General features: G+C 70.2%; 6 protein-coding genes. 4 read left to right on the plus strand and 2 right to left on the minus strand.

Features of this window, described 5'->3' with window-relative positions:
- The first annotated feature begins 94 nt into the window (after positions 1 to 94).
- The 4 genes from ACFV6H_RS17620 to ACFV6H_RS17635 all read left to right on the plus strand — a co-directional run bounded on the left by ACFV6H_RS17620 (position 95) and on the right by ACFV6H_RS17635 (position 4,066).
- Positions 95 to 1,483: a glycosyltransferase gene (locus tag ACFV6H_RS17620; protein ID WP_385542622.1), complete on the plus strand. Its 1,389-nt coding sequence runs from the start codon at positions 95 to 97 to the stop codon at positions 1,481 to 1,483.
- Between the two features lie 12 nt (positions 1,484 to 1,495).
- Positions 1,496 to 2,554 (plus strand): DegT/DnrJ/EryC1/StrS family aminotransferase, encoded by a 1,059-nt coding sequence (locus ACFV6H_RS17625; RefSeq protein WP_385542625.1) that lies wholly within the window; start codon positions 1,496 to 1,498, stop codon positions 2,552 to 2,554.
- A gap of 124 nt (positions 2,555 to 2,678) precedes the next feature.
- Positions 2,679 to 3,869, plus strand: coding sequence for a cytochrome P450 (locus ACFV6H_RS17630; RefSeq protein ID WP_385542628.1), 1,191 nt, complete (start codon positions 2,679 to 2,681; stop codon positions 3,867 to 3,869).
- A gap of 2 nt (positions 3,870 to 3,871) precedes the next feature.
- Positions 3,872 to 4,066 carry a ferredoxin gene (locus ACFV6H_RS17635; protein WP_384790876.1) on the plus strand — a complete coding sequence of 65 codons (195 nt, stop codon included), beginning with the start codon at positions 3,872 to 3,874 and terminating at the stop codon, positions 4,064 to 4,066.
- Positions 4,067 to 4,226: 160 nt separating this feature from the next.
- On the opposite strand, the gene ACFV6H_RS17640 is transcribed toward ACFV6H_RS17635, so the two are convergent.
- A complete protein-coding gene (locus ACFV6H_RS17640; RefSeq protein ID WP_385542632.1) occupies positions 4,227 to 5,411 on the minus strand; it encodes a cytochrome P450 in 1,185 nt (394 codons plus the stop codon).
- Between the two features lie 148 nt (positions 5,412 to 5,559).
- On the minus strand, positions 5,560 to 11,823 hold the full coding sequence (locus tag ACFV6H_RS17645; RefSeq protein ID WP_385543089.1) for a type I polyketide synthase: 6,264 nt from the start codon (positions 11,821 to 11,823) through the stop codon (positions 5,560 to 5,562).
- Positions 11,824 to 11,875 lie beyond the last annotated feature (52 nt).

An 11,875-nucleotide genomic window follows, 5' to 3' on the forward strand; every position in this document is an offset into this window, starting at 1 on the left:
CCGCCCGATCGCGCGGCGCGGCCACCCGGCGACCGGCCGAGTGGGTACATGTGGCGCCGAGTCATCGGACCGCCACTTCCGAAGGGTGTTGTCCATGGACTCGATTCGGCGGCCGATCCTGTTTGTCAGCTATGCCGAAAGCGGTCTTCTCAATCCGCTGCTCGTGCTGGCGGAGGAATTGTCACGGCGCGGCGTGGAGGATCTGTGGTTCTCGACCGATGAAAAGGCGCGTGACGATATCGCGGCGGCCAAAGCGGGAACGGCCGTGGAGTTCGCGTCACTCGGTGATGTCGTCTCCCAGATGTCGGCCGTCACCTGGGACGACAGGACGTACCGCGAGGTCACGCAGCGCTCCCGGTTCAAGGCGCACCGCGCGGTCATCAAGCACTCGTTCGCGCCGGAGTCCCGGGTGGAGAAGTACCGGCGGCTGGAGGCGATAGTCGACGAGGTGAAGCCGGCGCTGATGGTGATCGAGAGCATGTGCCAGTTCGGCCATGAGCTGGCCATCACCAAGAAGATCCCGTTCGTGCTGGGTGTGCCGTTCGTGCCCAGCAATGTACTCACCTCGCATGTGCCGTTCGCCAGGTCGTACACACCGCGCGGCTTCCCGGTGCCGCACTCGGGTCTGCCGCTGGAGATGAGCCTCACGCAGCGGATGGCCAATCAGCTCTTCCGGCTGCGCACGCTGGGGATGTTCATGACCTCCTCGATGCGGAAGGTGGTCGAGGAGGACAACCGGATCCGCGCGGAGCTGGGAATCGCGCCCGAGGCACGCCAGATGATGGCCAGGATCGACCATGCCGAGATGGTGCTCTGCTACTCGGTGCCTGAGCTGGACTATCCGTTCCCCATGCCGGAGAAGATGCGGCTGGTCGGCGCGATGGTGCCGCCGCTGCCGCAGGCTCCGGACGACGACGGCCTCTCCGACTGGCTGTCCGCGCAGGGCTCTGTGGTGTACATGGGGTTCGGTACGATCACCAGGCTGACGCGGCAGCAGGTCGGCGCGCTGGTGGAGGTCACCCGGCGGCTGGCCGGGCGCCACTCCGTACTGTGGAAACTCCCCAAGGAGCAGCAGGAGTTGCTGCCCGCGCCGGAGACGCTGCCGGACAATCTGCGGATCGAGAGCTGGGTTCCCTCACAGCTCGATGTCCTGGCCCATCCGAGCGTCAAGGTGTTCTTCACCCATGCCGGCGGCAACGGCTATCACGAGGGCCTGTACTTCGGTAAGCCGCTGGTGGTGCGGCCGTTGTGGGTGGACTGCGACGACCAGGCGGTCCGCGGCCAGGACTTCGGTGTCAGTCTCACTCTCGACCGTCCGGAGACCGTCGATCCCGACGATGTCTTCGACAAACTCACCCGCGTGCTGGACGAGGACTCGTTCCGCGAGCGCGCGGAGCACTTCGGAGAGCTACTGCGCGCGGCGGGCGGCCGGAGCACCGCGGCGGATCTGCTGCTCGGCCTGCCGGCACTCGCCACCCACTGATCGGGGTTTTCCATGTCATTCACCCATCCGGTTTCCAGGCCCTGGCTCGGCGGGCGGGAACTCGACTATGTGACGGAGGCCGTCAGCGACGGCTGGATCTCGTCGCAGGGACCGTATGTACGCCGGTTCGAGGAGGAGTTCGCCCGGTACAACGGTGTCGCGCACGGCGTCGCCTGTTCCTCGGGCACCACCGCGCTCACTCTGGCGCTGCGCGCGCTCGGCGTCGGGCCCGGCGACGAGGTGATCGTTCCCGAGTTCACGATGATCGCGAGCGCGTGGGCGGTGACCTATACGGGCGCGACGCCCGTCTTCGTGGACTGCGGCGACGATCTCAATATCGATGTCTCGCTGATCGAGGAGAAGATCACCCCGCGTACCAAGGTGATCCTCCCGGTGCATATCTACGGGCGCCGCTGCGACATGGACGCGATCATGGATCTCGCCCTTCAGTACAACCTCCGGGTGGTGGAGGACTCCGCCGAGGCGCACGGGGTCCGGCCGGTCGGGGACATCGCCTGCTTCTCGCTCTTCGCCAACAAGATCATCACGGCGGGCGAGGGCGGTATCTGTCTGACCGAGGACCCTCGGCTGGCCGAGCAGATGGCCCATCTGCGCGCGATGGCCTTCACCAAGGACCACAGCTTTCTGCACAAGAAGCTGGCCTACAACTTCCGGATGACCAGTATGCAGGCGGCGGTGGCGCTGGCGCAGACCGAGCAGCTCGACACGATCCTGGCGACCCGCCGCGAGATCGAGCGGCGCTACGACGAGGGTCTGCGCGGCATCGACGGGATCACCACGATGCCGGCGCGCGATGTGCTGTGGATGTACGACCTGCGCGCCGAACGCCGGGAGGAGCTACGGGACTTCCTCGCGGCCGAGGGCATCGAGACACGCGTGTTCTTCAAGCCGATGAGCCGGCAGCCGGGCTACTACGACGCCGACTGGCCGTCGCTGAACGCCAGCCGGTTCAGCGAGGACGGCTTCTATCTGCCCACCCATACGGGACTGACGGCGCAGGACCAGGAGTTCATCACCGGCAGGATCCGCAAGTTCTACGGCGCCGCGTGAGTACCGCGTCGGTGCCGCGTCGGCCCGCGTGGCGCGCGGCGGCGCTCCTCTCCGTACGACACCGGACGTTACGGCTCCGGACGTCACGGCTCCGGACGTTCCGATCCTCGGAGGAATCCCAGACATGACGACTACCGACAGATGTCCGGTCGCCTTTCCGCTGCGGCGGCCCGGCCGGCCCTTCCCACCGCAGGAGTACGCGGACTTCCGGAGCACGGACGGACTGGTCCGCTCGACGCTGCCCAGCGGTGTCCCGGTCTGGCTGGTGACCCGGCACGAGGACGTACGGACCGTACTGACCGATCCGAGGATCAGCTCCAATCCCTCTCATCCGGGCTTCCCGAGGGCGGCGAAGACCGGTGGTGTGCCCTCGCAGGACCAGGTGCCGGGCTGGTTCGTGGCGCTGGATCCGCCGGAGCACGGCCGGTTCCGCAAGACGCTGATCCCCGAGTTCACCGTGCGCCGGATCAGGGAGATGCGGCCCGCCATCCAGCGGATCGTGGACGAGCGTATCGACGCGCTGCTCGCGGCGGGCGACACGGCCGATCTGATCGCGGACTTCGCGCTGTCCGTACCGTCGCTGGTCATCTCCGATCTGCTCGGAGTGCCGCACGCGGACCGGGACTTCTTCGAGGCCAAGACCCGGGTGCTGGTCACGCTCACCTCCACGGACGAGCAGCGGGAGTCGGCGACCAAGGCGCTGATGCGCTATCTCAACCGGCTGATCACCGTCAAACAGCGGCGTCCCGGCGACGATCTGATCAGCCGGCTGCTGGCCGACGGCACCATCTCCCGGCAGGAGCTGACCGGCGTCTCGATGCTGCTGCTGATCGCGGGCCATGAGACGACGGCGAACAACATCGGCCTCGGTGTGGTCACTCTGCTGAGCAATCCGCGGTGGATCGGCGACGAGCGCGCGGTGGAGGAGCTGCTGCGCTACTACTCGGTGGCCGATCTGGTGGCCTTCCGGGTCGCTGTCGAGGATGTGGAGATCGGCGGACAGCTCATTCGGGCGGGCGAGGGCATCGTGCCGCTGGTCGCCGCGGCCAACCATGACGGGACCGTCTTCGACCGGCCCGACGAGTTCGATCCCGAGCGCTCGGCGCGCTCGCATGTGGCGTTCGGGTACGGCGTGCACCAGTGCCTCGGGCAGAACCTGGTCCGGGTCGAGATGGACATCGCCTACCGGACGCTGTTCGCGCGGATCCCCACGCTGGAGCTGGCGGTGCCGGTCGAGGAGCTGTCGCTCAAGTACGACGGAGTGCTGTTCGGGCTGCATGAGCTGCCCGTCCGCTGGTCATCGACGGAGGAATGATGGTGCGCATCAGCGTGGACACCGAACGCTGTGTGGGAGCCGGACAGTGTGTGCTGTCGGCTCCCGATGTCTTCGACCAGGACGACCACGGCATCGTCATGGTGCTGGAGGAGCCGGCGGACGAGCCGGCGCGGGACGCGGCGCGGCAGGCGGGCATCGTCTGCCCGTCGCAGGCGATCACGGTACGGGAGGGCTGAGCGCGGCCGTCCGGTACACATGGAACGGGCTCTGCTCCCAACGGCGTTGGGAGCAGAGCCCGTTCACGTGCTGCCGTGTTCCGTGTGTATGTGCTCCGTGCTCCGTGCTCCGTGTTCCGTGCTGCGGGCTTTCCGCGGCTCGCTGGGCTTCCGTGGCTCGCTACCAGGTGACCGGCAGCTCGGTGAGACCGGCGGAGAGCCGGCCGCCTAGCACCTGGAGCCGCTCCACCGGGAGCGCGAGACGCAGTCCGGGCAGACGTGTGAAGAGCAGGGTGTACGCCGTTCTGAGCTGCATCCGGGCCAGCGGTGCGCCGATACAGTGCCACATCCCGTGACCGAACGTCAGATGCGGATTGGGCGAGCGCGTGATGTCGAACAGTTCCGGCTCGTCGAAGACCTGACGGTCGAAGTTGGACAGGGTGAAGTCCAGCAGCACCAGATCACCGGCGCGTATGGTCACACCGCCGATCTCGACGTCCTCGCCCGCGTAGCGCGGCAGAACCGATCCTCCTGCCTTGGCCGAGCGGAGGATCTCCTCCACGGCTCCCGCCATCAGCCTGGGATCGCCGAGCGCCGCGCCGCGCTGGTCGGGGTAGAGGGTGAACAGCACGATTCCCAGGTCGACATGGCTGGCGACGGCCTCAAGACCGGCGAACAGCACTCCGGCCGCGATGGGACCGATGCGCTCGTCCGAGGGCTCGCTCGCGCAGAGCCGGGAGATCACATCGTCACCGGGCTCGGCCCGTTTACGGCCGGCCAGCTCCACCAGATAGCCGAAGAGATCCTGCTGTCCGTCCTGGACACCGTCCGGATCGTCCAGTCCGCCCATCCGCGAGAGCAGGGCGACCAGCCGGCCGTGGTCCTCGGCGGGCACACCGATGAGTTCACAGAGGACGGCCAGGGAGAACGGCAGCGAGAATCCGCCGTGCAGATCGGCGGGCGGTCCCTGGGCGAGAAAGCTCTCCAGTACGCCTTCCGCGATGGCCTCGACCTTCGGCATCAGATCGAGCACGCGCCGGGCGGAGAAGTTGGGCGTGAGCAGCGCGCGGGTCTCGGTGTGCAGCTTCCGCGCCAGCTCGAAGTCGTCAGAGACGAGCATGTCCAGGAACGGGTTCTGCACATAGCGCGGCGCGGAGGCGGGCGTCGGATGAGCGCGTCCCAGCCGCTCGTCGTGGAGCAGCTCCTTGAGCTCGGCGTGCCGGGTCACCAGCCAGCCTTCGTCGCCCGCCGGCGTACGCACCTTGCGGACCGGAGCGCTGGTCTGGAGGTCGCGCAGGAGCGGGCTCAGCTTCAGGACGGACGGCTGCTCGGCCTGGAGCGAGGGCAGTTCGGGGAATGCGGTCATGGGAATCTCCTCGGGACGGTGGGTGCCGATATGCGCGCCGCGCCTGGTCCCGTTCGGGCGGGCACACGAACCGGGGCGGCCCGTCGGTTTACGACCGTACGGGCCGCCCCGGCGCCTTGCCGGTACGACAGGGCCGGACGGACGGGCCCTAGATGTCGATGGCCGGGAGTGTGCCGAGCCACTCCTCGATCGCCCGCGCGGTCAGCGCGGAGTGCTCCTTGGCGAGGGAGAGATGGTTGGCGTCGATGTCACGGATCTCGTCCGCGGGCACCGATGTGGTGTCGAAGAGGAAGCCGTCGAACGACCGCGTGCACCGGACCAGCAGTGTCGGAGCGGTGGTGGGCACCGTCTCGATGTCGGTCATCGCCATGAACCAGTGGGCCATCGCAGAGAGCCTGGCGCTGTTCAGCGTGACCGACGGCGAGTCGATGTCGGCCAGATAGTACTGAGTGGTCCTGTCCAGGTCGTTGCCCTCGCCCGCGCGGTAGCGGATGCTCGCGGTGTCCAGCAGGACGACGGCCTCGGGCTTGATCCCCCAGGTCTCCTCCAGCACTCCGGCGGCGAGATAGGCGAGCGAACCGCCCGTCGAGTGCCCGACCAGGACGAAGGGCTCGCCGTCGCTGGCGTGCAGGGCGCTCTCCGCCACCACGCGCGCCGCGGCCTCGCTGGTGGCGGGCAGCAGTTCACCGGGCGCGAATCCCATGAGCGGCAGCGCGGAGACATGGCGCCTGCCGCGGAAGTGGGCGGCGATACGCGCGTACTGGTGGACACCTCCGGTGGCGCCCGGCGCGCTGACGAAGACCAGCCGCGGGCTGCTCGGGCCCTCGGCCAGAGTGACAGGGACCGACAGCTCCTCCAGATCGGCGGGCGTCTCGAAGGTCGGCCGGGTCTTGGCGACCGCGACCAGCATCCGCATCGCCTCGACAAGCTTTCCGCCCTGGACCGCCCGGTGGAAGAGGCCCTCCAGCGTCTCGTCGCCGTGGTGGGCGGCCGACCGAGCCACGGCGGCAGAGCCGCCGCCGACCGCGTGGCCCATGCCCGTACCCGTACCTACGCCCGTACCCGAGCCCGGGGCCAGCTGCGCGGCGAGCTCGCCGTGCAGCCAGCGGGCGAGTTTGACGGGTGTCTCGTTGTCGAACACCACCGAGCTCGGCAGCCGCAGTCCGAGTGCCTCGGCGAGCTGGTTGCGCAGTCCGACGGAGACCAGTGAGTCGAAGCCCAGCTCCAGGAAGCTGCGTTCGGCGTCGACGCCGCTCGCGTCGCGGTGGCCGAGCAGAGCCGCGGTGTAGCCGGTGACCAGCTCGATCAGCAGGCTCTCCTGCTCCGCCGCTCCGAGCTGCCGCAGCCGCTCCCGCAGAGTAACCGGCGAACGGTCGCCGGCCGCCGCCGCGCGCCGGGTACGGGGAACCAGCTCGCGCCAGAGCGCGGGCAGCGCCTGCTGGGCCTGGAGTCCCGCCACATTGATCCTGGCCGGGACGAGCGTGGTCGCGGCGCGCGCGGTGGCGGCGTCGAAGAGGGCCAGGCCCTGCGCGAGGGCGAGAGGCGGCATTCCGCCGCGGGCCATCCTGGCCAGATCGGCCTCGCTGACATGGCTGGTCATTCCGCTGCCCCGGCCCCAGGGCCCCCACGCGAGGGAGAGCGCGGGCAGTCCCTGGCTCCTGCGGTGCAGGGCGAGTGCGTCCAGATACGCGTTGGCGGCGGCGTAGTTGCCCTGGCCCGGACTGCCCAGCACGCCGGAGACGGACGAGTACAGCACGAACGCGGACAGATCCAGCTCCCGGGTGGCCTCGTGCAGATACCAGGCGGCGTCCGCCTTGGGCCGCAGGACGCGCTCCAGCAGCTCCGGCGTAAGCGAGCCGGTCAGTGCGTCGTCCAGCACACCGGCGGTATGCACCACGGCGGTCAGCGGATGCTCGGCGGGCACGGCAGCGAGCAGCTCGGCGACCGCCGCCCGGTCGCCCACGTCACAGGCGACCGCACGCGCCTCGGCGCCCTGTTCTGCCAGATCGGCCAGCAGCTCCGCCGCGCCGGGTGCGTCCGGGCCGCGCCGACTGGCCAGCAGCAGATGCCGTACGCCGTGCTCCGCGACGAGGTGCCGTGCGAGCTGTCCGCCGAGACCGCCCGTACCGCCCGTGATCAGTACGGTGCCGTCACGGTTCCAGGCGCGGTTCTCGTCAAGGTTCCCGTCCCGGTTCCGGGCACTCACCGCGCCTTCGCTCGCAGGAGCCGCCTCGCTCTCGGCGAGTCTGGTCAGCCGTCCGACGCGGACGGTGTTGGCGCGTACGACCATCTGCTGCTCGTCCAGGGCGAGCAGTCCGGGCAGCACTCCGGCCGACAGGAAGGTGTCGTCCATGTCGACCAGCAGGAAGCTGCCCGGGTTCTCCGTCTGCGCGGACCGTACGAGGCCCCAGACCGCGGCGGCGGCGAGATCCTGGACATCCTCGCCGTCGAGGGCGACGGCGCCGCGTGTGACGAAAACCATCCGCGAGCCCGCGAGCCGGGGATCGTCCAGCCATTCCTGGAGCAGTCCCAGCACCCAGGAGGTCAGCGCGCGCACCGACTCGGGTCCGTCCAGCGCGGGATCGCCGACGACGGGCACCAGGAAGACATCGGGCGCGACGCCGCTGTCGCCGATCGCGCCGGTCAGGGACTCGGCGTAGGCGCTGACGGTCTCGTCGGCGCGGTGCATCGCATAGCCCAGGTCGAGTTCGTCGGCGCCGACGACCGCCCAGCGGGTGCCGCCGACGGGCGCGGCCACGGCGGCGGGCGCCCAGCCGAGAGTGAACAGCGCGCCCGGATCGCCGCCGCCCTCGGCGGACTTGGGCTCCGGCTGTCCGGAGACCGGGCCGAGGAGCAGCGAGTCCACCGAGAGCACCGGCGCACCGGCCATGTCGACGGCGGTCAGCGCCACCGTGTCCTGGTCGACAGGGCTGATCCGTACGCGCAGGGCGGTAGCCGCTCCGGCGTGCAGGGTGAGTCCGTGCCACGCGAGCGGGACGGGAGTGGGCGCCGCGCCGTCCGCGTCGAGTGCGCCCGCGGCCCGGAGCGCGGCGTCCAGCAGCGCCGGATGGATACCGTACGCCGTGGCATCGTCGGCCTCGGCGGGCAGCGCGACCTCGGCGAACACCTCGCCCTCGCGCCGCCAGAGACCGGTGAGGCCCTGGAAGACGGGACCGTGGCGGAGTCCGGCGGCGGTGAGCCGCTCGTACAGTCCGGCCGGCTCGACCGGTTTCGCGTCGCGCGGCGGCCACTCGGCAGAGTCAAAACCGCTCTCCTCGGCCGGCTCCTCCGCCGAGGCGAGCACACCGCGCGCGTGGATCGTCCAGGCCTGGCCGTCCTGGCCTTCCCATGCGTCCCGCCCGCCCTGTCCGACTTGTCCGTCCTGGCCTGCGGGACGGGAGTGGACCGTGACCGTACGGTGTCCCGACTCGTCGGCCGCGCCGATCCGTACCTGTGTGGTGACCGCGCCGCGCTCGGGCAGCACGAGCGGTTCCAGGAGCGTCAGTTCCGCCACCCGGTCCTGTCCCGACTGGTCACCGGCCCTGATCGCCAGTTCGGCGAAAGCGGCACCGGGCAGTACGGTCCGGCCCGCGATCCGGTGGTCGGCCAGCCAGGGATGCGAGCGTACGGAGAGACTGCCGGTCAGTACGGTCTCGTCGGAACCGGCGATCGTCACGGCGGCGCCGAGCAGTGGATGTCCGGCGGAGACCAGGCCCAGTCCCGAGGCATCGCCGGGCACCGCCCTGATGGTGGGCCAGTACCGCTCGCGCTGAAACGCGTACGTCGGCAGCTCCACCCGGCGCGCGCCCGTGCCGGAGAACGGTCCGGCCCAGTCGACCGGCACACCTCGGACATGGAGCCCGGCGAGCGCGGCGAGAGCCGTGGTCTCCTCGGGCCGGTCCTTGCGCAGTACGGGAATCGCGGTGATCTCCGGATCTTCGGCACAGTCCGGTACGAGGGCGGAGAGCACTCCGTCCGGGCCCAGCTCCAGAAAGGTCCGCACTCCGCGCCCGGCCAGTGTCCGTACGCCGTCGCCGAACCGTACGGCCTCCCGGACATGCCGGACCCAGTAGTCGGCGGAGCCCAGTTCGGCCGCCGAGGCGAGCGCGCCGGTCACGTTCGAGATGACGGGTACGGCGGGCCGCTCGAAGGCCAGCCCGGCCACCACGGCGCGGAACTCGTCCAGCATCGGCTCCATCAGCGGCGAGTGGAACGCGTGGCTCACCGGGAGCCGGGTGGTCTTGCGGCCCTGGGCGGCGAGCCGTGCCACGATCTTGTCCACCGCCTCCTCGGCGCCGGAGACGACCACCGCGTCCGGGCCGTTGACCGCCGCGAGTGAGACGCGGTCGGTCAGCAGCGGAAGGATCTCGTCCTCGGTGGCCCGTACCGCCACCATCGCACCGCCCGCCGGGAGCGCGCGCATCAGCCTGGCCCGCGCGGCAACCAGCTTGCAGGCGTCGGCGAGCGAGAACACTCCGGCCGCGTGCGCGGCCGTGATCTCGCCGATGGAGTGCCCGGCCAGAAAGTCCGCCTTGACGCCCCAGGAACCGACCAGCCGGAACAGCGCCACCTCCACGGCGAACAGCGCGGGCTGGGTGAAACCGGTGTCGTTGAGCGGCCCGGCGTCCGTGCCCCAGATCACCTCGCGCAGCGGGTGCTCCAACTCGGCGTCCAGCAGGGCCAGTACGGAGTCGAGCGCCTCGGCGAAGACAGGGAAGCGCGCATACAGCTCCCGTCCCATGCCGAGCCGCTGGGATCCCTGGCCGGAGAACAGTACGGCCAGCGGGCCCTTGCCGGTGACACCGCGCGCCGCCTCGACCGGCGGCTCGCCGTCACCGTGGGCCAGCAGTACCGCGCGGTGTTCGAAGGCGGAACGAGTCGTGGCGAGCGAGTAGCCGATGTCGAGCGGACCGGGCGCGGCCGGAGCGGCGGCGAAGGAACGGATACGGTCGAGCTGTGCGTCGAGCGCGACCGCGCTTCTGGCCGAGACGGGCCACGGTACGGCCTTCGGTACCAGGTCGGGCGCCCGCTCGGGACCGTCCTCCGTGGGCACCTCGGTGTCCACCGGTGGCGCCTGTTCCACGATCACATGCGCGTTGGTGCCGCTGATCCCGAACGAGGACACACCGGCCCGGCGCACCCGTTCGCTCTCGGGCCACTCCACCGCCTTCGTCAGCAGCCGTACGTCACCGGCCGACCAGTCCACATGCGAGGACGGCGCGTCCACATGGAGCGTCTGCGGCAGCACACCGTTGCGGAGCGCCAGCACCATCTTCATCACACCCGCGACACCGGCCGCCGCCTGGGTGTGCCCGATGTTCGACTTGACCGTGCCGAGCCGGAGCGGGTGCCGTGGATCGCGGTCCTGGCCATAGGTGGCGAGCAGGGCGCCCGCCTCGATCGGATCGCCCAGAGTGGTGCCCGTACCGTGCGCCTCGACGGCGTCCACATCGGCCGGCGAGAGTCCGGCGCCGGCCAGGGCCTGGCGGATCACCCGCTGCTGCGAAGGGCCGTTGGGCGCGCTCAGACCGTTGGACGCGCCGTCCTGGTTGACGGCGCTGCCGCGCAGCACCGCGAGCACCGGGTGCCCGTTGCGCCGGGCGTCCGAGAGCCGCTCGACCACCAGCATGCCGGCGCCCTCGGACCAGGCGGTGCCGTCGGCCGCGTCGGAGAACGCCTTGCACCGGCCGTCGCCCGCCAGCCCGCCCTGGACGCTGAATCCGGCGAAGCTCGCCGAGGTCGCCATCACCGTCACGCCGCCGGCCAGCGCCAGCGAGCACTCGCCGTTCCGTACGGCCTGTGCGGCGAGATGGAGCGTGACCAGCGACGACGAGCAGGCCGTATCGAGTGTGACGGCGGGCCCTTCGAGCCCGAGGACGAAGGACAGCCTGCCGGACAGGACGCTCGCGGCGAGACCGTTGCTGGCGTAGCCGCCCATGTCGTCGCGGGAGGCGAGGACGAGATGGGCGTAGTCCTGGGCGTTGGTGCCGACGAAAACGCCGGTCCTGCTGCCGCGCAGCGTGGTCGGATCGATGCCCGTGCGTTCGAAGGCCTCCCAGGACACCTCCAGGAGCAGCCGCTGCTGCGGATCCATGGCGAGCGCCTCGCGGGGCGAGATACCGAAGAATCCCGGGTCGAACTCCGGTGCCTCATGCAGAAAGCCGCCCTCCTGGGTGGCGCTGCGGCCCTCTCCGTCACCGGCGAGAGTCTCCAGGTCCCAGCCTCGGTCGGCAGGAAAGCCGGAGATCGCGCTGCGGCCCGCCGCGAGCAGCTCCCACAGATCCTCCGGGGACCGGACGTCGCCGGGGAACCTGCATCCCATTCCGACGATCGCCACCGGTTCGTGGCGGCCGGATTCGGCTTCCTGGAGCCGTTGGCGGGTCTGGTGCAGATCCGCCGTGACCCACTTCAGGTAATCGACGAGTTTCTTTTCGTCCGGCATGGTCCGTGAACCTTCCTCAGAT

This window comes from Streptomyces sp. NPDC059743 (genome assembly GCF_042732975.1).
Lineage (GTDB): Bacteria > Actinomycetota > Actinomycetes > Streptomycetales > Streptomycetaceae > Streptomyces.